General features: G+C 67.4%; 17 protein-coding genes. 10 read left to right on the top strand and 7 right to left on the bottom strand.

Annotation, left to right across the window (positions count from 1 at the left end):
* The first annotated feature begins 128 nt into the window (after window positions 1–128).
* The 3 genes from CCZ28_RS12640 (at window position 129) to CCZ28_RS12630 (ending at window position 6,457) form a co-directional block, all read left to right on the top strand.
* Window positions 129–2,360, top strand: a complete 2,232-nt coding sequence (locus CCZ28_RS12640) for an FUSC family protein (protein ID WP_140218512.1) — start codon at window positions 129–131, stop codon at window positions 2,358–2,360.
* Between the two features lie 99 nt (window positions 2,361–2,459).
* Window positions 2,460–4,892, top strand: coding sequence for a glucan 1,4-alpha-glucosidase (locus tag CCZ28_RS12635; RefSeq protein WP_140218510.1), 2,433 nt, complete (start codon window positions 2,460–2,462; stop codon window positions 4,890–4,892).
* A 419-nt stretch (window positions 4,893–5,311) separates the two neighbouring features.
* Entirely contained in the window at window positions 5,312–6,457 is a 1,146-nt protein-coding gene (locus tag CCZ28_RS12630; protein ID WP_140218508.1) for an acyltransferase family protein, read from the top strand.
* Here CCZ28_RS12630 and CCZ28_RS12625 read toward each other — a convergent pair.
* Together CCZ28_RS12625 and CCZ28_RS12620 are read right to left on the bottom strand one after the other, a co-directional pair.
* Window positions 6,384–7,289 carry an NAD-dependent protein deacetylase gene (locus CCZ28_RS12625; RefSeq protein ID WP_140218506.1) on the bottom strand — a complete coding sequence of 302 codons (906 nt, stop codon included), beginning with the start codon at window positions 7,287–7,289 and terminating at the stop codon, window positions 6,384–6,386. The two genes, CCZ28_RS12630 and CCZ28_RS12625, sit on opposite strands and share 74 nt — an antisense overlap.
* A 103-nt stretch (window positions 7,290–7,392) precedes the next feature.
* Window positions 7,393–7,842 carry a GyrI-like domain-containing protein gene (locus CCZ28_RS12620; RefSeq protein ID WP_042137586.1) on the bottom strand — a complete coding sequence of 150 codons (450 nt, stop codon included), beginning with the start codon at window positions 7,840–7,842 and terminating at the stop codon, window positions 7,393–7,395.
* A 264-nt stretch (window positions 7,843–8,106) separates the two neighbouring features.
* On the opposite strand from CCZ28_RS12620, the gene fdnG reads away from it, so the two are divergent.
* The 4 genes from fdnG to fdhE are packed head-to-tail and all read left to right on the top strand — an operon-like array spanning window position 8,107 to window position 13,730.
* Entirely contained in the window at window positions 8,107–11,172 is a 3,066-nt protein-coding gene (fdnG, locus tag CCZ28_RS12615) for a formate dehydrogenase-N subunit alpha (RefSeq protein WP_140221342.1), read from the top strand.
* 10 nt (window positions 11,173–11,182) lie between these two features.
* Window positions 11,183–12,103 carry a formate dehydrogenase subunit beta gene (fdxH, locus tag CCZ28_RS12610; protein ID WP_140218504.1) on the top strand — a complete coding sequence of 307 codons (921 nt, stop codon included), beginning with the start codon at window positions 11,183–11,185 and terminating at the stop codon, window positions 12,101–12,103.
* The gene (locus CCZ28_RS12605; RefSeq protein WP_140218502.1) at window positions 12,100–12,807 is read left to right on the top strand and encodes a formate dehydrogenase subunit gamma; all 708 of its coding nucleotides are present in this window, start codon (window positions 12,100–12,102) and stop codon (window positions 12,805–12,807) included. The genes fdxH and CCZ28_RS12605 overlap by 4 nt, the downstream gene beginning before the upstream one ends.
* Complete coding sequence (gene fdhE / locus CCZ28_RS12600; RefSeq protein ID WP_140218500.1) at window positions 12,807–13,730, top strand: formate dehydrogenase accessory protein FdhE; 924 nt, start codon at window positions 12,807–12,809, stop codon at window positions 13,728–13,730. Before CCZ28_RS12605 ends, fdhE begins: the two co-directional genes overlap by 1 nt.
* Before the next feature lie 15 nt (window positions 13,731–13,745).
* On the opposite strand, the gene CCZ28_RS12595 is transcribed toward fdhE, so the two are convergent.
* Window positions 13,746–14,345: a TetR/AcrR family transcriptional regulator gene (locus CCZ28_RS12595; RefSeq protein WP_140218498.1), complete on the bottom strand. Its 600-nt coding sequence runs from the start codon at window positions 14,343–14,345 to the stop codon at window positions 13,746–13,748.
* Between the two features lie 72 nt (window positions 14,346–14,417).
* Between CCZ28_RS12595 and bdcA the strand changes: the two genes are divergently transcribed.
* Window positions 14,418–15,131 (top strand): SDR family oxidoreductase, encoded by a 714-nt coding sequence (gene bdcA, locus CCZ28_RS12590; RefSeq protein ID WP_140218496.1) that lies wholly within the window; start codon window positions 14,418–14,420, stop codon window positions 15,129–15,131.
* 39 nt (window positions 15,132–15,170) lie between these two features.
* Here bdcA and CCZ28_RS12585 read toward each other — a convergent pair whose 3' ends face one another.
* On the bottom strand, window positions 15,171–16,034 hold the full coding sequence (locus CCZ28_RS12585; protein ID WP_140218494.1) for a LysR family transcriptional regulator: 864 nt from the start codon (window positions 16,032–16,034) through the stop codon (window positions 15,171–15,173).
* 178 nt (window positions 16,035–16,212) lie between these two features.
* On the opposite strand from CCZ28_RS12585, the gene CCZ28_RS12580 reads away from it, so the two are divergent.
* Window positions 16,213–17,664: an MFS transporter gene (locus CCZ28_RS12580; protein WP_140218492.1), complete on the top strand. Its 1,452-nt coding sequence runs from the start codon at window positions 16,213–16,215 to the stop codon at window positions 17,662–17,664.
* On the opposite strand, the gene CCZ28_RS12575 is transcribed toward CCZ28_RS12580, so the two are convergent.
* Window positions 17,647–18,153: a nuclear transport factor 2 family protein gene (locus CCZ28_RS12575; protein WP_140218490.1), complete on the bottom strand. Its 507-nt coding sequence runs from the start codon at window positions 18,151–18,153 to the stop codon at window positions 17,647–17,649. The two genes, CCZ28_RS12580 and CCZ28_RS12575, sit on opposite strands and share 18 nt — an antisense overlap.
* 277 nt (window positions 18,154–18,430) lie before the next feature.
* A complete protein-coding gene (locus tag CCZ28_RS12570; protein ID WP_140218488.1) occupies window positions 18,431–18,799 on the bottom strand; it encodes a darcynin family protein in 369 nt (122 codons plus the stop codon).
* Window positions 18,800–18,873: 74 nt separating this feature from the next.
* Between CCZ28_RS12570 and CCZ28_RS12565 the strand changes: the two genes are divergently transcribed.
* Window positions 18,874–19,365, top strand: coding sequence for a TetR/AcrR family transcriptional regulator (locus tag CCZ28_RS12565; protein ID WP_140218486.1), 492 nt, complete (start codon window positions 18,874–18,876; stop codon window positions 19,363–19,365).
* 141 nt (window positions 19,366–19,506) lie between these two features.
* Here the strand turns inward: CCZ28_RS12565 and CCZ28_RS12560 are convergent, their stop codons facing one another.
* Window positions 19,507–20,769 (bottom strand): Hsp70 family protein, encoded by a 1,263-nt coding sequence (locus tag CCZ28_RS12560; RefSeq protein WP_058783069.1) that lies wholly within the window; start codon window positions 20,767–20,769, stop codon window positions 19,507–19,509.
* Window positions 20,770–20,785: the final 16 nt, after the last annotated feature.

Genomic DNA, 20,785 nt, shown 5'->3' with positions numbered 1-20,785 from the left:
CATTACCCGCCCGTTGGTTAACGCTCTTTGCTGTCGCACCCGGCTTAATCGGGGTGGACCCGGCTTCCTAGAATGGCCGCCGAGGCGCTGCGTCTCGCCCCCTCCCGTCGATGCCGTCGTTGCCCAGCATGCCCCTCGCTTCGCCGTTGCCCCTGCGGCCGTCCCGCTCCGTTCCGCGCAAACGCTGGCCCAGCCTGAATGCCTGGCGCCGCGCCGGCCGCGAATGGGCCCGCACCGACGGCCAGACCTGGGCCTTCATCGCCAAGGCCTTGCTCGCCGCCGCCCTGGCGCTGTGGCTGGCCTATCGCCTGGAGCTGCCGCAACCGAGCACCGTGCTGGTCACCGTCTTCATCGTCCTGCAGCCGCAGAGCGGACAGGTGCTGGCCAAGAGTTTCTATCGGGTCCTGGGCAGTCTCGCCGGGCTGACCTTCACCGTCGCCGCCATCGCCCTGTTCGCCCAGGAGCGGGTCCTGCTGCTCGGCGCCCTGGTGCTATGGATCGGCTATTGCACCCGCGGCGCGGCGCGCTATCGGGACTTTCGCAGCTATGCCTTTCTGCTCGCCGGCTACACCGCCTGCCTGGTGGGGCTGCCGGCGGTGGCCGAGCCCCAGGGCGCCTTCCTCCAGGCGGTGTGGCGCCTGCTGGAGATCGCCCTGGGCATCTGCTGCGCCGGGGTGGTGAGCGTGGCCATCCTGCCGCAGACCACCCGCGGCGTCTTGCGCCGCACCCTGGCGCAGCGGCTGCGCGACTTCCTAGCCATGGCCCATGACGGCCTGCTGGGCCGCCTAGACGCCGAGCGCTTCGCCGGGCTCAGCGCCCGTTTCGCCGCCGACTCCGTGGGGTTCGAGAGCCTGCGCAGCGCCAGCGTCTTCGAAGAGCCCTATCTGCGCCGCCGCAGTGGGCGCCTGGCGGCCCTGGGCAATCGGCTCATGCTGCTTAACACCCGCTTTCATGCCCTCTACCAGTTGCTGGAGCGTCTGGCCGCGCGGCCGCCGGCGGTGCGCCAGGCCCTGGCGCCCGCCTTGGAGCTGGTCGCCGCCGCCCTGGCACCGGGCCTGGGCCGGCTACCGGAAGAGCGCGATCTGCGCCGGCTCAACGAGCGCCTGGCCGCGGAGCGCGAAACCTTGATGGCGGCGATCCGCGCCGGTCGCCAGCAACTGGCTCGCACGGCGCCCGCGGCCGAGGCCGACCGGCTCGACTACGACACCGCCGCCGAATTGCTCTATCGCTTCGCCGAGGATTTGCACCTGCTGCTGAATACCCAGCTGGAGCTGGATGTACCGACCGGCACCGCGCCCAAGATGCGCGAGACCTTCACGCCCCTGGCCAGTCGCGCGGTGGCCTGGATGGCCGGGCTGCGCAGTGCCCTGGTGGTGCTGGGCGTGGGGCTGTTCTGGATCGAGACCGCCTGGCCGAGCGGGGCGGCCTGCACCCTGGCGGCGGGGCTGATCTCGGCGCTGGCCTCCACCTCGGCAGATCCGCGCCGCTATTGCCTGCAACTGGCGGGGGGCACCCTGGTCGGCGCCCTGGCCGGGGGCCTGCTGCAATTCCAGGTGCTGCCCTGGGTGGACGGCTTCGCCCTGTTGCTGCTGACCCTGGCACCGGTATTCGCCGCCGGCGCCTGGCTGATCACCCGCCCGCGACTGGCGGGCTATGGCACCGGCTTGATGGTGTGGTTCTGCTCGGCGGCGCTGTCGGGCAATCTGCCGCGCTACGATGCCGACGTCTTCTGCAATACCTATCTGGCCTATCTAGTGGCCTGTGGCGTGGCGGTGCTGGCCGTCAGCGTGCTGCTGCCGCCCAGCCAGCCCTGGGTCTGGCGCCGCCTGGAAGACGCCCTGCGCGAACGACTGGTGCATGCCATAGGCGCACCTCTGCCGGGGCTGAGCAGCCGTTTCGATGGCGGCCTGCGCGACCTGCTCAACCAGGTGCAGGTGCTGACCGTGGGCCAGCCGTTGGTGCAGCGGCGCCTGCTGCGCTGGACCTTTCTCAGCCTGGAACTGGGCCACGCCATCATCGAGCTGCGCCTGGAGCAGGCCGCCTTGCCGCCCCTGCCCTGGTATCGCGAGCAGCGCGCCTGGCGCCTGGCCATCCGCGCCCTGGGCCGGGCGCTGGTGCGGCTGTTCCGCCAGCCCGACGCCGCCAACCTGGCCCGCGCCCTGCGCGCGGTGGACCAGGCCATCCTCCTGGCGCACCAGGCGCAGCGCCACCTGGAGCCCAATCCCGGCGACTTCGACCGCTCACCGCTACGGCGCATCGCCAGCTACCTGCACTTCATCCGCACCTCGCTGCTGGCACCGGATTCGCCCCTGGCCGCTTATTTGCCACGGACGCCGGACCCCGCGCGGGACGAGGGCTAGCAGCGCCCTGGAAAAATCCGGCTAGGCTTACGGACGGGGAGGGCGAACCACCCTCTGCCATGCGCCTTTCGGCATAACCAGAACAAGGCCCGACCGCCCATGCCCGTACGCTTCGTCCGTCCGCTGCTGTGTTCCGCTAGCTGTTTCCTCACCCCCTTGGCGTTCGCCCTGGACGCCCCCGGCGCACCCGGCGCCTCACCCTTCTGGTCCTACTCCGGCAAGACCGGCATCGGCACCAGCTACGAGGCCTATCGCGACGGCGCCTACAGCGACCAGGCCAGCACCGGCCGCGTCTCGCGGGTCTGGTTCTCGCTGGCCCAGGGGGTGGTCACCGAGACCATGCAGGGACTCATCCATGAGGCGCAGCTGCGCGAGATGCAACTGGTGATCCGCGGTCCCGACTTCACCCACCTGGAACGTGACGACACCGACAGCCGCATCGAATACCTCGCCACCGACGCCGCTGGCCGGCCCACTTCGCTGGCCTACCGGATCGTCAATCGCGACCGCCAGGGCCGCTACGAGATCGAGAAGCACGTCTTCACCGACCCGGACCAGGACACCCTGGTCATGCGCGTCATCTTTCGTAGCCAGGACCCGCGCATCCAGCCCTATCTCTATGTCGATCCGGCGCTGGCCAACAGCGGCAGCCATGATCGCGCGGCGATGAAAGGCTCGGTGCTCTACGCCAGCGAAGGCCAGCACGCCCTGGTGGTCAAGGCCAGCCAGCCGTTGCAGACGCCCACCGTGGGCTTCGTCGGCGCCTCCGACGGTCTCGACGATCTACGCCGCAACGGCAAGCTGACCCAGCTCTACAGCAGCACCGGCGACCAGGCCGGCAATGTCGCCATGCTGGCCAAGCTGCCGCTCAAGGGCGCCGAGACCACCCTCGACGTGGTGGTGGGCTTCGGCGCCAATCCGCGCCAGGCCGAGGCGGCGGCGGATGCCACCCTGGCGCGCGGCTACCGGAAGGTGCTGGCCCAGTACAACGGCGAGGGCGACGCCATCGGCTGGCAGGACTACCTGGCCAGTCTCGACCAGCTGCCGCGGCTACAGGCCCAGGCCGGCGATGGCGGCAAGTTGCTCAACGCCAGCGCCCTGGTGCTCAAGGCCCAGGAAGACAAGACCCATGCCGGTGCCCTGATCGCCTCGCTGTCCAATCCCTGGGGCGAGACGGTGCCGGCGGCCAAGGGCACCACCGGCTACAAGGCGGTCTGGCCGCGCGACTTCTACCAGTGCGCCATGGCGCTGCTGGCGCTGGGCGATCGGCAGACGCCCAAGGTCGCCTTCAGCTACCTCAAGCAGGTGCAGGTGGATGCCAACACCGCGCGCAAGCCGGCCGACAGCTCGGCCTTCATCCACCAGCAGAAGCAGGGCGACGAGGTCCGCGCGCCCGGCGCCACCGGCTGGTTCCTGCAGAAGACCCACGTCGACGGCACCATCGAATGGGTGGGCGTGCAACTGGACCAGACCGCCATGCCGATCATGCTCGGCTATCGCCTCTGGCAGGGCGGCCTCTTGGGCGACGCCGAGATCGATCGCTGGTACCGCGACATGCTCCGGCCCGCGGCGGATTTCCTCGCTCGTGACAGCCAGGTCAACCTGGGTTGGAACACCTGGCAGGTCAAGCCGCCGCAAACCCAGCAGGAGCGCTGGGAAGAGCAGTGGGGCTATTCGCCGTCCACCACCGCGGCGGTGATCGCCGGTCTCGCCACGGCCAGCGAACTGGCGCGCCACGCCGGCGACGAGGCCAACGCCAGCCGCTACCGCGACACCGCGCGGCGCTATTCGAGCCAGGTGGAAAAGACCATGGCCACCACCCAGGGCAGCCTGGGCGCCGGCAACTACTACCTGCGCATCACCCAGAATCCCGACCCGAACGACAAGGGCAAGCTGGTGGACAACAACAGCCGTCCGGGCCTGCCGGAAGACCAGGTGCTGGACGCCGGTTTCCTCGAACTGGTGCGCTACGGCGTGCGGCCGGCCGGCGATCCCCTGGTGCAGAAGAGCCTGGCGGTGCTGGACGACGAGGGCCTGCCGGAGAATCTGCGGGTCAAGTACAGCTTCCAGTACCCGGGGGTGGAGGGCACCTTCCCCGGCTGGCGGCGCTACGGCAACGACGGCTATGGCGAGAGCGAAAGCTCCGGCATCAACTTCCCGGCCACCGAGCAGCCGGTGCCCAACTCCGGCCTGCGCGGCCGGGTCTGGCCGATCTTCACCGGCGAGCGCGGGCACTACGAGCTGGCGCGCCTGGTCCTGCAGGGCAAGCCGGATGCGGCGGCGCTCGGCAAGCTGCGCGACACCTACGTCCGCGGTCTGGAACTGTTCGCCAACGCCGGCCTGATGCTGCCCGAGCAGGTCTGGGACGGCGTGGGCGACAACCGGCGCCACGGCTACAGCAAGGGGCAGGGCACCGATTCGGCGACGCCGCTGGCCTGGTCCCATGCCGAGTACGTCAAGCTGCTGCGCTCGATGGCGGACGGCCAGGTGTGGGATCACTACCCGGTGGTGGCGCGGGCACTGGCGCCCTGAGACAGGCCTGGACGCAAGAGCTACCCAGGTGGCCAATGCTGCCTTTTCGGCAGCGAGTGCAGCCAAAAAGGCAGCATTGGCTAGCGTCGAGATCGGATTGCCTGATCCCGACTATGGATGCCGACGAACGGCATGCGGTCGCAAGGCCGCGTGCCAGGGCGGTTGAGTCCCTATAACGAAACGTCTGGCGCTATGGAACGCCTGTAACAAGACTTGTCTGATGGGCGTTCTCAGGCTTTCCTGAGGTGAGCGGATCCTTCCGCTACCCACTTTCCCTCTCCGCTCCGGTCCTTCTGCCCACGGTCCTGTACCGCGCGGTAGCGTGCCCGGCTGCCGTCGTTTTCTCTCGCTCGCTGTGGTCTCCGCGCCTGTCGCCAGGATGCGGATGCCGGCCTGCTCCTGTCGAAAAGGTCACGGATATGACTGACGTCGCTCTCCCCATCGCGCTCTACCTGGGCACCCTGGTGCTGCTGGCCTTCGCCCTGCGGCGCAGTCCCTTGCTCACCCAGGAAACCCTGGCGCGTTCCTCGCCGCTGGATGCCCTGCGTGGCATCCTCGCCACCGCCGTGGTCTGCCTGCATTTCGTGCTGACCTATCACCTCAAGGCCGAGGGCCAGTGGCGCGAGCCTGACAGCGACCTGCTCTACAACCTGGGCGTGGTGCCGGTCTCACTGTTCTTCATGATCACCGGCTACCTGTTCTTCGGAAAGGTCTATCGCCGCACGCCGGACTGGGGCGAGCTGCTGAGATCGCGGGTGTTGCGGGTGATGCCGCTGTATCTCTGCGTGGTGGCCGTGGTGGTGCTCTTCACCCTGATCCGCACCCACTTCGTCATTGCCGACGGCCAGCACTTCATGCTCGAACTGCTCAGCTGGGAGCTGTTTTCCGGCTTCAGTCTCAACGGCCTGGAGGAGAGCGGCTGGATGACCGCTGGCGCCCACTGGACGCTGCGCTACGAGGCGCTGTTCTACCTGGCCCTGCCGATCATCGCCGCGCTGTTCAATCGCCGCGGCTTCGGCCTGCCGCTGCTGATCTCGGCGCTGCTGGTGGGCGGCCTGGTCGCCGCCGGCTATCACTATCACGTGCTGGGTGCCCGCTTCGGCCTGCTGTTCCTGCTGGGTTTCCTGCCGGTGTTCGTCAAGGTCCATCGGCCGGCGCTGCTGGCACGCCTGCGCACGCCCCTGGTGGCCGCGCTGTCGCTGGCGCTGGTGGCCTATGCCATGACCCAGCCGGACTACAACCTCAAGCAGATGCTGGCGCTGGCCTTGCCCTTCGCCGCCATGGCCGCCGGCAACGACCTCTTCGGCCTCCTGCGCAGTCGCGGCCTCAAGGTACTGGGCGAGATCAGCTACAGCCTCTATCTCACCCACGGCCTGCTGCTCTACGGCCTCTTCACTCTGCTCAACCTGGGTTCGGTCGAGGTCCTGGGCACCGTCGGCTTCATGGCGCTGCTGCCACCGGTGCTGGTGCTCGCCTGCCTGCTGTCGATGCTCAGCTACCGCTGGATCGAGCGTCCGCTGATGCACCTGGGCCGGGCGCCGCGGCGTCAGGAAGTACCCGCCTGAGAGCCGGCGCGACCGCCCCGGGGTGCTCCAGCAGAAAGGCCAGGCCCTCGGCGCAAGAGGCTTCCACCTTGAGCGTCAGCAGGTCGTCCGCGCGAGTGCGGCCATAGCCCAGGGCGGCGATGGGCAGGCCGGCGCGGGCCGCGGCCTGGGCGAAGCGAAAGCCGGAATAGACCATCAGCGACGAGCCCACCACCAGCAGCGCATCGGCGCGGCCGAGGTGGGCGAAGGCGCGCTCCACCCGCGCACCGGGCACGTGTTCGCCAAAGAACACCACGTCCGGCTTGAGCAGGGCGCAGCAGCGCGGGCAGTCCGGCACGCGGAAACTCATGAAGTCCACGCCTTCCAGATCGGCATCGCCATCCGGCGCGGTAGCCGCGTCCAGTTGCAGCCAGTCGCCATTGAGTTCGCCCAGCCACTGCTGGAATTCCTGACGTGGCAGGCGCAGCTCGCAGCCCAGGCAGCGGATCTGGTCGAGGCGACCGTGCAGGTCGATCACCGCCTCGCTGCCGGCGGCCTGGTGCAGCCGATCGACGTTCTGGGTCAGCAGCATCTCCACCTGGCCGCGCCGCTCCAGGGCCGCCAGGGCCTGGTGGGTGGCGTTGGGCCGCGCCTGGCAGAAGCGCGGCCAGCCGATCAGGCTGCGTGCCCAGTAGCGGCGGCGCAGGAGTTCGTCGCCGACGAAGGCCTGCAGGGTGACCGGTTGCGGGCGCTTCCAGGCGCCGTCGCGGTCGCGGTAGTCGGGAATGCCGGAATCGGTGCTGCAACCGGCCCCGGTGAGCAGAAAGATCCGCTCGTGCCGGGCGATAAAGGACTGGAGCTCGGGCAGGGACATCGTGCACCTGGGGTTGCGGGCGATATCCCCAGCTTGGAAAGGGTTATGCCGCGAGGCAAGCCGCAGCTGACGAACGTCCTGTCCGCCAGGCGGCGAGTGGCCTTTAGAAGACCGGCACGTAGATATAGATCTGCGAATCCTGGGCATCCACCCCGGTGAAGGCCTCGGTGTAGTGCTCGAAGCAGGCGCCCGGGCGGGGTTGCAGGCCGCGCGCCGGCAGCAGCTCGGCGAACAGCCGGCCAAGGCTCTTGGCCACGCTGGGCGCGGTGCCCAGGTGCACGTAGCGGGCATAGCGACCTTCCGGCAACTCCTGGCGCACCATGCCGGCGGGCAGCGGTGCGCCCGGCGCGGTGGCCACGGCAGCCAGATAGTGCATGGTGCCGGCCTGGCGCCAGCTCAGGCCGTACCATTCGGCGTCGCCTTCGCGGCCGGTGATCTCGCCCGCGCGGTCGGCGAAGCGCCGCCAGAGGGCGGCGATGTCTTCGCCCTGGCCGGGCTCGAACAGCAGACCGGTCACTTCCAGGGCGGGATGGTCGACGATTTCCAGCGACATGGGACAGACTCTCTCGAAGATGCGATGAAGGCCGTCACCTTACTCCAGCGGCGCGCGGCGGTCAGCCGGGTCGGCCATCGGACGAAAGGTCGCAGCCGCCGCCAGCCCCTGCCGCAGACCCTGCCAAGCCCTCCGCCGCTTCGCTAAAACACTGATTTTGAATGATTTTTCGGCGAAGAAAGACGACGCTTCGCTCGAACTGCCAGGCCCCGGCCAGGACGAAGTCCTACCGTGATGTGCCTGGAGTTACCCAGAAAAATGTCGATCAAGGTATCGCGCCGCAACTTTCTCAAACTCAGTACGGCGGGGGTCGCCACCTCGAGCATGGCCTTGCTCGGCTTCGCCCCGGAACCCGCGCTGGCGTCCATCCGCTACTACAAGCTCGCCGCCGCCAAGGTGACGCGCAACACCTGCACCTACTGTTCGGTGGGTTGCGGCATGCTGCTCTACAGCCGCGGCGATGGCGGCATCAACACCGTCAGCGACATCTACCACGTCGAAGGCGATCCGGATCATCCGGTCAGTCGCGGTTCCCTCTGCCCCAAGGGCGCCGGGGTGCTGGACTTCATCAAGAGCGAATCGCGCCTCTCACATCCCGAGGTGCGCGAGCCGGGCAGCAACGAGTGGAAGCGCATCAGCTGGAACGAGGCGCTGGACCGCATCGCTCGCTACATGAAGGAGGACAGGGACAAGAACTTCGTCACCCATGACGCCGACGGCCATCTGGTCAACCACTGGACCACCACCGGCTTCCTGGCGGCCTCGGCCTGTTCCAACGAGACGGCGTATCTCACCCAGAAGGTGATCCGCAGCCTCGGCATGCTGGCGATCGACAACCAGGCGCGCGTGTGACACGGACCGACGGTGGCAGGTCTTGCCCCTTCGTTCGGCCGCGGTGCCATGACCAATCACTGGGTCGACATCCGCAATGCCAATCTCATCCTGTCCATGGGCGGCAACTCGGCCGAGGCGCACCCGGTGGGCTTTCGCTGGATGGTGGAGGCCAAGGAAAAGAACAACGCCAAGCTGATCACCATAGATCCGCGCTTCACCCGGACCTCGGCGGTGGCGGACTACCACGCCTATATCCGCACCGGAACCGACATCGTCTACCTGGGCGGGCTGATCAACTTCCTGCTCACCACGGACCAGATCCAGCATGAGTACGTAAAGGCCTACACCGACGTCGCCATCATCGTGAAGGAGGACTACGGCTTCCACGACGGCCTCTTCTCCGGCTTCGGCGAGGACAAGCGCCGTGCCTATGAAAAGTCCAGCTGGAGCTACGAGTTCGACGAGCGCGGCATGGTGAAGGAAGACCCGACGCTGCAGCACCCGCGTTGCGTCTACCAGCTGATGAAGGCGCACTACAGCCGCTACACCCTCGAGCTGGTGGAGCGCGTCTGCGGCATGCCGCGCGAGCAGATCCAGACCACCTGGGACATGATCGCCGAGACGGCGCGCCCCGAGCGCACCATGAGCATCCTCTATGCCCTGGGCTGGACCCAGCATTCCATCGGCGCCCAGATCATCCGCACCGCCTCCATGGTGCAGCTGCTGCTGGGCAACATCGGCATGCTCGGCGGTGGGGTCAACGCCCTGCGCGGCCACTCCAACATCCAGGGGCTGACCGACCTGGGCCTGCTCTCCAACCAGTTGCCGGGCTATCTCTACCTGGCCTCCCACGAGGAGCAGGAGTACCGCGACTACATCAAGCGCCGCGCCAAGCAGCCGCTGCGCGAAGGCGAGGTCTCCTACTGGAAGTACTACGAGCGCTTCCACGTCAGCCTGATGAAGGCCTGGTTCTCCGAGGCGGCGACCAAGGACAACGACTGGTGCTACGACTGGCTGCCCAAGCTCAGCGAGCCGCTCTACGACGTCCTGCACACCTTCGAGCGCATGCACCACGGCGAGATCACCGGCTACTTCTGCCAGGGCTTCAATCCGCTGGCCTCCTTCCCGGACAAGAACAAGGTCAGCCAGGCGCTCGGCAAGCTCAAGTACCTGGTGGTGATGGACCCGCTGGCCATCGAGACCGCCGAGTTCTGGCAGAACCACGGCGAACTCAACGACGTGGACCCGAGCCAGATCCAGACCGAGGTGTTCCGCCTGCCCACCACCTGCTTCGCCGAGGAGAACGGCGCCATCGTCAACAGTTCGCGCTGGTTGCAGTGGCACTGGCGCGCCGCGCCGCCGCCGGGTGAGTCGCGGCCGGACGTGGCCATCCTCGCCGGGCTGTTCCATCGCCTGCAGCAGATGTATCGCGACGAGGGCGGCGCCTTCCCCGATCCCATCCTCAACCTGACTTGGCCCTACAGCAATCCGGAGGAGCCCAATCCCGAGGACATCGCCCAGGAATACAACGGTCGCGCCCTGGCCGACCTGCCCGGGCCGAACGGGACCATCTCGCACAAGCGCGGCGAACTGCTCGACGACTTCGGCTTCCTTGCCGACGACGGCAGCACCACCTGCGGCTGCTGGATCTACTCGGGCTCCTACAACCGCCAGGGCAACAACATGGACCGGCGCGACAACGCCGATCCCTACAACATCGGCATGACCCTGGGCTGGGCCTGGGCCTGGCCGCTCAATCGCCGCATCCTCTACAACCGCGCCGGCGCCCGACCCGACGGGACCTCCTGGGCGCCGGAGAAGCGGCTGATCTGGTGGAACGGCGAACGCTGGGCCGGGGCCGACATCCCCGACTTCCCCTGGACCTCGCCGCCCTCGGCCAAGGCCGGGCCCTTCATCCTCAACCAGGAGGGCGTCGCGCACTTCTTCGGCGGCAGCCTGCTGGCCGAGGGGCCTTTCCCGGAGCACTACGAGCCTTTCGAGTCGCCGCTGGACCACAACCCGCTGCACCCGGACAACCCGCGCGCCAGGAACAACCCGGCGGCGCGGATCTTCCCGGGCGACCGGGCCCGGCTGGGCACCCGCGAGGAATTTCCCTATGCGGCCACCACCTACCGCCTGACCGAGCACTTCCACTTCTGGACCACCCATGCGCGGCTCAACGCTATCGCCCAGCCGGAGAAGTTCGTCGAGATCGGCGAAGACCTGGCGACCGAGCTCGGCATCAAGGCCGGCGACTGGGTCAAGGTCAGCTCCAAGCGCGGCTACATCAAGGCGGTGGCGGTGGTGACCAAGCGCATGCACGGGCTGCAGGTGGAGGGGCGCACCGTGCACCACATCGGCATCCCCATCCACTGGGGCTTCAAGGGCGTCACCCGCCCCGGATTCCTCACCAACACCCTGACCCCCTACGTGGGCGACGCCAATACCCAGACACCGGAATTCAAGTCGTTCCTGGTGAACGTGGAAAAGGTCTGAGGGAGGTTCTATGAGAGGCGATCAAGTCAACTTCCAGAACATCGTCGCACGCTCGGCCACCTCCGAGGAGTCGCCCCACACCCGTATCGGCGGGGTGGAGGCGGTGGCCAAGCTGATCGACGTGTCGCGCTGCATCGGCTGCAAGGCCTGCCAGGTGGCCTGTTCGGAATGGAACGACCTGCGCGACGAGGTCGGGCATTGCAACGGTACCTACAACAATCCGCCGGACCTCACCCCGGAGACCTTCCAGGTGATGAGATTCGACGAATACGTCAACGAGAAGGGCAACCTGGAGTGGCTGATCCGCAAGGACAACTGCATGCACTGCGCCGAGCCGGGCTGCCTCAAGGCCTGCCCGGCGCCGGGGGCCATCGTGCAGTACGCCAACGGCATCGTCGACTTCAATTCCGAGCACTGCATCGGCTGCGGCTACTGCGTCTCCGGTTGTCCCTTCGACGTGCCGCGCATCTCCAAGAAGGACCAGAAGGCCTACAAGTGCACCCTCTGTTCCGACCGCGTCTACCACGGCCTGGAGCCGGCCTGCGTCAAGTCCTGCCCGACCGGGGCGATCATGTTCGGTACCAAGGAAGACATGACCGAACAAGCCCAGATGCGTGTCGGCCAGTTGCATGACCGCGGCTTTCCCGGCGCCGGTCTCTACGATCCGGCCGGGGTAGGTGGCACCCATGTGATGTACGTGCTGCAGCACGCCGACAAGCCGGAACTCTATACCCACCTGCCGGCCGATCCGCAGATCAGCCCCATGGTCAGCCTGTGGAAGGGCGTGACCAAGCCGATCATGTCGGCGCTGCTGGGCGTCACCGCCATCGCCGGCATCGCCCACTACCTGACCAAGGGGCCCAAGGAAGAACCCGAGGAATCCCCGGACGAGGCGGAGCGCCACGCCGCACGCGAGGAGGATCGGCCATGACCACGCCGTCGGACAACAAGCGCGGCATCCTGCGCTACACCACCTTCAGCCGGCTGAACCACTGGTTCATCGCCGCAACCTTCGTCTGCCTGACCCTGAGCGGCCTGGCCTTCTTCCACCCGTTCTTCTTCGACCTCACGGCGCTGTTCGGCGGGCCGACCATGACGCGCATTCTGCACCCCTTCATCGGGGTGGCCATGAGCCTGGGCTTCGTGGTCATGGCGGTGCGCTTCTTCAAGGTCAACCTGTTCAAGCGCCACGACGTGGCCTGGGTGCGGCGCATCGGCGACGTCCTCGCCAACCGCGATGAACGGGCGCCGCCCATCGGCGCCAACAATCCGGGGCAGAAGCTGGTGTACTGGGTGATGCTGCTGTCGGTGCCGGCGCTGTTGCTCAGCGGCTTCTTCATCTGGCGGCCGTACTTCGCCGACATCCTGCCGCGTGGCTGGCTGCGCTTCTCCAGCCTGGTGCACGCCTATGTCGCCTTCGTCGCCATCGTCACCCTGATCATCCACGTCTATTCGGCGATCTGGGTAAAGGGCTCCTTCCGCGCCATGACCCAGGGCCGCGTCAGCCGCGCCTGGGCCAAGCACCACCACCGGCTGTGGTACGACGAGATCGTCGAGCAGGAACGCCGCGAAGGCGGCGAGCAGGGCGAGCGCCCCCTGGATGAACACCGCATGCCCGACAAGGGGACCCCCTGATGCATCAGTACGGCACCTCGCCCACCGGCATCCTCAATCCGCCACCGGTGGTGCTGCCCGATCGCCAGCTGTTCGCCCGTCGCGCCCGCCGGCTGCGCGAACTGGCCGAGCGTAGCCCCGAGCTGGGCGATTTCCTCGGCTTCATGGCCCTGCTGGTCCAGGCCCAGGAGGCCGTCCTGCAGGAACGCCAGCCCAGCTGGCAACCGGCGCCGGATGCCTTCAGCCTGGCCTTGGAGCACGGCATGCCGCCGCTGCAGGGGCAGGCCCTGCTGCGGGATCTGGACTGGCAGGGCGATCTGGAGGCGCTGCTGGCCAACCTGGAACTGCGCGTGGCCGAGCGCCAGCGACCCGTGCTCGATCGCCTGGCCGCGCTGCCCGCCGCCGAGCGCCAGCGTCTCGCCGAACAACTGCTGGCCCAGGATTCCGGCGCCGCCGCGACCCGCGCGCTGCTGCCGCTGGTGGGCGCCGCCCTGCAGGTCGCCTGGGTACGCCTGGCCCTGAGCCTGCCGCAACCACCCCAGCGCCTTGGCGATGCCAGCCGGGTGCTGTGCCCGACCTGCGCGGCGCCGCCGCTGGCCAGCATCGTCCACGCCGACCGCGATCGCGACAACGTGCGCTATCTGCACTGCAGTCTCTGCGCCACCGAATGGCACCTGGAGCGCAGCAAGTGCAGCTGCTGCAACGCCAGCGCCAAGGTGCGCTACCTGGCCCTGGAGGACCAGGCCGGCAAGACGCCCCTGGCCGCCCAGGCCGAGACCTGCGACAGCTGCGACAGCTACCTCAAGCTGGTCAGCAAGAGCTTCAATCTCGGCGCCGATCCCCTCGCCGACGACCTCGCTAGCCTGCCGCTGGATTTCGCCCTGGCCGAAGAAGGGCGCTATGCCCGCAGCGGCTTCAATCCGCTGTTCATCGCGGGCGAGTAGGGGCGCGGCGACGGCTCAGGCGTCTTCGGGCAGCGTCTGGGTCACCGCCAGGCCGGCCAGGCGGGCGCTGGCCAGCAGGCGCTCCAGGCTCTGGCCGTGCCGGGCGCTGGCGGAGAGGCCGGCCATAGTGGTGGCGACGAAATCGGCCACCAGCTGCGCCTGTTCTGGATAGCGCGCGGCGATGCTGCTGCGGATGAGCTCCTGGGCCGCCAGGTGATAGACATTGGCCGCCGCGCGCGCCTGGGGATCGTCGCAATGCATACCCTCCAGCACCAGACAACCCGCCGCGACCGGATCGGCCGCGTAGCGGCGCGCCGCCTCTTCCAGTAGCTGCACCAGCGCCATGGCCAGCGGCCGGTCGGCGGCCAGGATCTGCCGCAGGGGCAGGGCGTCGGTCAGAGCGTAGCGTTCGAGCACCTTCCGATACAGCTCGGCCTTGCTGCCGAAGGCCGCATAGAAACTGGGTGGATTGATGCCGAGGGCCTGGGTGAGGTCGGCGACGCTCACCCCGTCGTAGCCCTGTGCATGGAACAGACGCTGCGCGCGGGCGACGGCCTGGTCCGGATCGAAACGGCGCGGACGGCCACGGGGTGCGGATTTATTTGTAGCGTTCATTACAAAAATACTTTGACAGGTGGCGTGTGAGGTTTATTGTAACACTCGCTACATTAATCAGGAGGTAGGGTCATGGCGAATTTTGCAGGCAAGTCGGTACTGGTTCTGGGTGGCAGCCGCGGGATAGGCGCGGCCATCGTGCGGCGCTTCGCCGCCGAGGGGGCCCGGGTGATCTTCACCTATTCCAGTTCCCAGGAGGCCGCCCAGGCGCTAGTCGCCGAAACCGGTAGCACCGCCCAGGCGACCGACAGCGCCGACCGCGACGCGATCATCGCCCGGGTGCGCGACAGCGGCCCGCTGGATGTGCTGGTGGTGAATTCCGGCGTCGCCCTCTTCGGCGATGCGCTGGAGCAGGACCCGGACGCCGTCGACCGGCTGCTGCGCATCAATGTGCACGCGCCCTATCACGCCGCGGTGGAGGCCGCGCGGCAGATGCCGGCCGGTGGCCGCATCATCGTGATCGGCTCGGTGAATGGCGACCGCATGCCGGTTCCCGGCCTGGCCGCCTACGCCGTGAGCAAATCCGCGCTGCAGGGACTGGCCCGCGGCCTGGCGCGGGATTTCGGGCCGCGCGGCATCACCGTCAACGTGGTGCAGCCGGGGCCCATAGATACCGACATGAATCCCGCGGAGGGGCCGATGAAGGACATGATGCACAGCTTCCTGGCGATCAAGCGCCACGGCCGCGTCGAGGAGGTGGCCGGCATGGTGGCCTGGCTGGCCGGACCCGAGGCCGGCTTCGTCACGGGCGCCATGCATACCATCGATGGGGCCTTCGGCGCCTGATTGCCTCCCGCCTGCTCCTGTCGCCCCGGTGACAGGAGCTCAGGCTTCGCCTGCGGGGCCCAGCAACTCCTCCGCGATATCCAGCAGCGCGCGCAGCCGATCCATGAGACGCAGATCCTGGTGGTAGCCCACCCAGATCTCCCGCGACGGCGGCGGGCCGAAGGTCTCGATCAGCTGCAGTCCTGCCGTCGCATCGCCGACCGGGCGGGGCAGGACGGCGACCCCCAGGCCGCGCCGGCACAGCTGCGCCTGGACCGTCCGACTGGTGCTGGTGAAAGCGCGTCGTGACTCCGGTAGCCGCTCGATCAGCCAGGCGACATCGGGGAAGTGCGCTTGCGCGGTGTTCATCAGGATCAGGCCGACCGAAGCCGGGTCTTCCTGCACGGCCAGCGCGGTGGCGGCCGAGCCATAGAGCCCATAGGGCAGGGTCAGGAAACGCCGCTGCACGATATCCGGTTCGCTGAAGGGCACCAGGCGAAAGGCCACGTCCGCATCGCGCCGGGAGAGATCCAGCAGGCGATAGCTGGCGATCACCTCGGGCACCACGGCGGGGTGCCGACGGCTCAGCTCGGCCAGGACCGGCGCCAGGACGTAGCCGGCAAACCAATCCGCCGAGGAAATCCGCAAGAGTCCCTCCAGGCGTTCATGGTTACCGGCCAGGCGCCGCTCCATGGCCAGGGCCGAGGCTTCCATGGACTCGGCCAGGGCGAAGACCGCATCGCCTGAATTGGTGAGGATCAGACCGTCACTGGTGCGGCGGAACAGCGCCTGCCCGGCTTCTTCCTCGAGCACCTTGATCCTTCGACCCACTGTCGGGTGGCTGATGTCCAGCGCCCGCGCCGCCGAGCCATAGGACCCGCCGCGGGCAACCGCCAGGAAGATCCGCACATCACCCCATTCCATGGCGAACTCTCGTTCAAAAATGAACATTCAATATGCAGGAAGGGCAGTCCCCAAACAATAACGTAGGGGAGACCATGAGGGCTCACGTCAATCCCGGTCCGTCGGACCCTTGCCAGTGAGGTTGGAACTGGCTCTGCATGGGTGATCAGCTATGAGCAGATTGCGAGAGAGGGCAGCTATGGTAACGGGCGCCTGCAAGGGCCTAGAGGCGGGTGTCGCCCACCCGCGAGCAGCGGACGGTACCAGGGCACAACCCGACAGCCGCCGCTGGTTCGCCCTGGGGGTGTTGTTGCTCGGCACGCTGCTGCCGCCGCTCGACTTCTTCATCGTCAATGTGGCACTGCCGGTGATCCGTAGCGACTTCCAGGCGTCTTCGGATCTCGCCCAACTGGTGGTGTCGGTCTATGCGACCGCCTATGCGGTCACCCTGATCCTGGGTGGGCGGCTAGGCGATCTCTACGGTCGCAAGCGCGTTTATCTAGGCGGCATGGTGGGCTTCGGCCTGGCCTCGGCGCTGTGCGGACTGGCACCCTCGCCCGAGGCCCTCATCGCCGGGCGGCTGCTGCAGGGCATAGCCGCCGCCATCATGGCGCCCCAGTCCCTGGCCTTGATCCATGCCACCTTCCCGGCGGAGGAGAAGAATCGGGCGCTCGGCCTTTATGGCGCCACCTTCGGCCTCGCCTCGGTCAGCGGCCAGGTGTTGGGTGGCGTGCTGATCGAAGCCAGTCCCTTCGGCCTCGGCTGGCGCAGCATCTTTCTCATCAACCTTCCCATCATCCTCTGCGCCTTGCCTGCCGCCTTGGCCTGGCTGCGCGAGAGTCGGGCGAATCAGGGAGCGCGGCTGGACGTCATCGGCGCCTGCTTGCTCGCCGCAGGGCTATTGGCGCTGGTCGTCCCCCTCGTCGAGGCGCCGCGACTCGAGTGGCCCTGGTGGTCCGTACCCCTGTTGCTCTTGAGTGGGGTGTTGCTGTGGCTGTTCTGGCGCTACGAGCAGCGCAAGGAAGGGGCGGGTGAAATGCCCTTGGTGCTGCCCTCCCTGCTCGCGGCAGCCAGACTGCGCCGCAGCCTGCTGGCGACCTTCCTGTTCTACGCCCTTGCCTCTTTCTTCCTCATCTTCGCCGTCTACCAGCAGGCGGGGCTGGGCCACGGCGCCTTGGCGGCGGGTTGGGCGATTCTGCCCTTGGGAGTCGGGTTTCTGTGCGGTCCCCTGTGCAGTCCACGCATCGCCCAGCGCCTGGGCACCCGCACCGCCTCCCTGGGCATGGCCCTGGAGGTCACGGGGTTGGTGCTGGTAGCCGCCCTGGCGGGCTCACCCGCCTGGCTACCCGTTCCGCTGCTCTTGATCGGCCTGGGGCAGGGCATCGCGCTGCCCGCCCTGGTCAGGTTGAACGCGGACCAGGTGGCACCGAGCTTGGCCGGTCTCGCGGCCGGCTTGATGAATGCCACCTTGCAGATCAGCGCTGCCCTGTCGGTCGCGCTCCTGGGTGGCCTGTTCTTCCTACTCGCCCCCGACGGCGCCCCTGCCGCGACGGTTCGCTTCGCCTTTGCGCTGACGTCCCTGGCGATTGCCGGCGCCTTGGCGCTGGCGGCGGGATTGAGTTGGCAAAGGCCTTCAGGGAGCGATACCTAGCGGGATACGGTCGATGACGTCCTGATAAGGACGCAAATCGAGAAAGGCCTCGACCCGGGTCGCCCGGCCCTCGTGCACCTCGAAGATCCAGACGTATTCGTTGCGATAGGGCGCGCCATCAAGGGTGGTGGCCGTGCCGTTCCAACGCACCACTACCGTATCGCCCTGCGCCCAGATGGCCTGTACGCGGGGCACCAGGGGCGCTTCCAGGCGTTGCGCGAATGGTTGCACCGCCTGTTGCAGGAAGTCCTGGCGGCCGTGATAAACCCTCGCGGCGGGGCCGCTGCCCTGGATGGTCCAGACCACCTCGGGCGAGAGGACATCGTCGAAAAAGCGGCCGTGCCCTCTCGTCCAATCGGCGAAGGCCCGTTCGATGAGCTGCCGATTGCGCTCGGTAGCGGACTCGCTGGCTCCGGCCTTGCCAGGGGTATCGAAGAGGGCGACCAAGGACAGGGTGGCGGCCCAGCCCAGACGTTCCGCTCGGTTCATGACGGTTAACTCCCGTGTTCAGGACTCTCCTCGACAAGAGGCGAGCGCCTGGAAAACACGATAGGCCGCTGACCCTGTCCACAGAACTCCGTGACGTCTGGACAGCCTGGTTAGCGTCGCTTACCGACGGGCTTTGGTGTGGAGCCGTGGTAGAGCTGCGCCAGGTCGCCCAAGAGGCCTGGTCTCATCGACGCAACCGAGTGCCGACGGGATCCGGTTTGCCGTCAGCCAGACGCGCAGCACTCTCCTTGCGTCGTTTCCGGTGGAAGAGACAGGCTCAACTCAGTGCAGTCACCGGTACCCGACCATAGTTGCGGGCATAGGCGTTCTCCACACCGACCAAGATGTCGACGATGGTGAAATAGCGATCCCAGAACGGTGTCTCGCGCAATTCTTCTACCAGCAGTTGATAGACCTGGTGATCGCGTGCCTCCCACAGCCAGATGTCGGTCACGTGGGCTGCATAGAACTCCACATCGTAGAAGCGCAGCCTGACGCTGTCGGCATACTTGCGCAGCAGTGGGGTGATGTATTCACCGAGCAGTTCGAAACGGCGATTGATGGGCAACGCTAGCCATTCGGGAGCGGTCTTGACCAACATGAAGGCGGTGAGAGTGGGTTCGAAGTCGAGGGTTTCAGGTGTCATGGTCGTTCCTTGTGTATGGGGATGACCTGATTAGAATGCGAGCTTATGCTCACATTCGGTACTCGCATTCCAGCATGACCCAACCCCCCGATAGTCAACGTCCGCGTCCACGGAAAATCCCGCGTCAGGCGCGTTCAGCCAATACGCTGGCGGTCATCGTCGAGGCCACAGCTCGCATTCTGGAAGAGCGAGGCATGGGTGGCTTCACCACCAATGCGGTGGCGGAGCGAGCGGGAGTCAGCATTGGCTCGCTCTATCAGTATTTCCCGAGTAAGGAGGCCCTGCTCGGCGCCTTGATCGTGCGTGAAGCCTCAGGCTTCATCGCCGATTCCGAGCGGGCCTTGGCGCTGGCGAGCGGCGCGGAGATTCTTGCCGGCTTGATAGGCGCCGCGGTACGCCACCAATTGCAGCGCCCGGCGCTGGCGCGGCTATTGGAATCGAAGAAGCGCGGTTACCCCACGATAAGGAACGGTACGAGGTCTTGCTTCGGCTACGCGAGATCCTTGCGAGGGCACTTCAGCATCCTGACCTGCAATTGCCGCCAGACATCTCCATTGCGCAGGTAGCGGACGATGTCCTGGCAATCATCAGAGGGCTGGCGGATGCCGCCGGCGCTCGGGGCGAGACCGAGCAGGATGGCTTGCAGAAGCGCGTATCCCGCGCCGTATTGGGCTATCTCTATGGTGCTCGCGCCCCTGACGGTGCTGTCAGCCGTAACGCTTGAACGCCTCGATGGCCAGGCCGTTGCCGATGTTGCCGAAGCGATCGCCGTCCACTAGGCGGGCGCCCGGGAAACGTCTGGCCAGGGCCTGGCGCAGGGCCGGGATGCCGCTGGAGCCGCCGGTGAAGAACAGGCTGTCGACCCGCGCCGGGTCGAGGTCGGCGCGGGCCAGCAGGTCGTCCACGCCGCGGCTGAGGCGTTCCAGTTGCAAGGCGATGGCGGCGTCGAACAGCGGGCGTTCCAGATCGGCGGCCAGGCCGGTCTCGATGCGATCCAGGCGCAGGGTGCGGCGCCAGTCGTCGGTCAGGGCGATCTTGGCGTCTTCCACCTGCATGGCCAGCCAGTGGCCGGCGCGCTGTTCGATGAGCTTGAACAGGCGATCCATGCAGCGGGTGTCCTGGGCGTCGTATCTCATGTCGCGCAGGCCCAGCACGCTCTTCTTGGCGTAGACGGCGTTGATGGTGTGCCAGGTCGCCAGGTTGATGTAGTGGCTGGTGGGCATGGTGGCGCCACTCTTCATGGCGCTGCCGTAGCCCAGCAGCGGCATCACCCCTTCCAGGCTCAGTTGGCGGTCGAAGTCGGTGCCGCCGACGTGCACGCCGCCGGTGGCGAGGATGTCGCCGGCGCGGTCGGCCAGCTCGCGGCGCTCCGGGGCCAGGCGCACCAGGGAGAAGTCCGAGGTACCACCGCCGATGTCGACGATCAGCACCAGCTCCTCGCGCTCGATGCTGCGCTCGTAGTCGAAGGCGGCGGCGAGGGGTTCGAACTGGAAGGAAATATCCTTGAAGCCCACCTGGCGCGCCACGGCGGCCAGGGTGTCCTCGGCCTCCTGGTCGGCGACCGGATCGTCATCGACGAAGTGCACCGGACGACCCAGCACCACGGCGTCGAAGGCGCGATTCGCCTGGGCTTCGGCGCGCTGCTTGAGGGTGCCGAGGAACAGGCCGAGTACCTCGGTGAAGGGCAGGGCGCTGCCGAGGATGCTGGTCTCGCCCTTGAGCAGGCTGGAGCCGAGCAGGCTCTTGAGCGATCTCAGCAGCCGGCCCTCGTAGCCTTCCAGGTATTCGTGCAGCGCCTGGCGACCATAGGCCGGGCGCCGTTCCTCGGCGTTGAAGAATATCACCGAGGGCAGGGTGGCCTTGCCTTCTTCCAGCGGCAGCAAGACCTCCCCCGAAGGCCGCAGCCAGCCGGCGGTGGAGTTGGAAGTACCGAAGTCGAGGCCCAGGGCCCGAGCGGGTAGAGCAGACATGTCAGGATCCGTAACG

Source organism: Pseudomonas oryzihabitans (assembly GCF_006384975.1).
Classification (GTDB): domain Bacteria; phylum Pseudomonadota; class Gammaproteobacteria; order Pseudomonadales; family Pseudomonadaceae; genus Chryseomonas; species Chryseomonas psychrotolerans_B.
The sequence above is the reverse complement of the archived record's forward strand: the minus strand, read 5'-3'. Positions and strand labels throughout refer to the sequence as shown.

Excerpts from the sequence above, each read along its gene's own strand:
- CCZ28_RS12640 (WP_140218512.1), top strand. The coding sequence starts at position 129 with ATGCCCCTCGCTTCGCCGTTGCCCCTGCGGCCGTCCCGCTCCGTTCCG.
- CCZ28_RS12635 (WP_140218510.1), top strand. The coding sequence starts at position 2,460 with ATGCCCGTACGCTTCGTCCGTCCGCTGCTGTGTTCCGCTAGCTGTTTC.
- CCZ28_RS12630 (WP_140218508.1), top strand. The coding sequence starts at position 5,312 with ATGACTGACGTCGCTCTCCCCATCGCGCTCTACCTGGGCACCCTGGTG.
- CCZ28_RS12625 (WP_140218506.1), bottom strand. The coding sequence starts at position 7,289 with ATGTCCCTGCCCGAGCTCCAGTCCTTTATCGCCCGGCACGAGCGGATC.
- CCZ28_RS12620 (WP_042137586.1), bottom strand. The coding sequence starts at position 7,842 with ATGTCGCTGGAAATCGTCGACCATCCCGCCCTGGAAGTGACCGGTCTG.
- fdxH (WP_140218504.1), top strand. The coding sequence starts at position 11,183 with ATGAGAGGCGATCAAGTCAACTTCCAGAACATCGTCGCACGCTCGGCC.
- CCZ28_RS12605 (WP_140218502.1), top strand. The coding sequence starts at position 12,100 with ATGACCACGCCGTCGGACAACAAGCGCGGCATCCTGCGCTACACCACC.
- fdhE (WP_140218500.1), top strand. The coding sequence starts at position 12,807 with ATGCATCAGTACGGCACCTCGCCCACCGGCATCCTCAATCCGCCACCG.
- CCZ28_RS12595 (WP_140218498.1), bottom strand. The coding sequence starts at position 14,345 with ATGAACGCTACAAATAAATCCGCACCCCGTGGCCGTCCGCGCCGTTTC.
- bdcA (WP_140218496.1), top strand. The coding sequence starts at position 14,418 with ATGGCGAATTTTGCAGGCAAGTCGGTACTGGTTCTGGGTGGCAGCCGC.
- CCZ28_RS12585 (WP_140218494.1), bottom strand. The coding sequence starts at position 16,034 with ATGGAATGGGGTGATGTGCGGATCTTCCTGGCGGTTGCCCGCGGCGGG.
- CCZ28_RS12580 (WP_140218492.1), top strand. The coding sequence starts at position 16,213 with ATGGTAACGGGCGCCTGCAAGGGCCTAGAGGCGGGTGTCGCCCACCCG.
- CCZ28_RS12575 (WP_140218490.1), bottom strand. The coding sequence starts at position 18,153 with ATGAACCGAGCGGAACGTCTGGGCTGGGCCGCCACCCTGTCCTTGGTC.
- CCZ28_RS12570 (WP_140218488.1), bottom strand. The coding sequence starts at position 18,799 with ATGACACCTGAAACCCTCGACTTCGAACCCACTCTCACCGCCTTCATG.
- CCZ28_RS12565 (WP_140218486.1), top strand. The coding sequence starts at position 18,874 with ATGACCCAACCCCCCGATAGTCAACGTCCGCGTCCACGGAAAATCCCG.
- CCZ28_RS12560 (WP_058783069.1), bottom strand. The coding sequence starts at position 20,769 with ATGTCTGCTCTACCCGCTCGGGCCCTGGGCCTCGACTTCGGTACTTCC.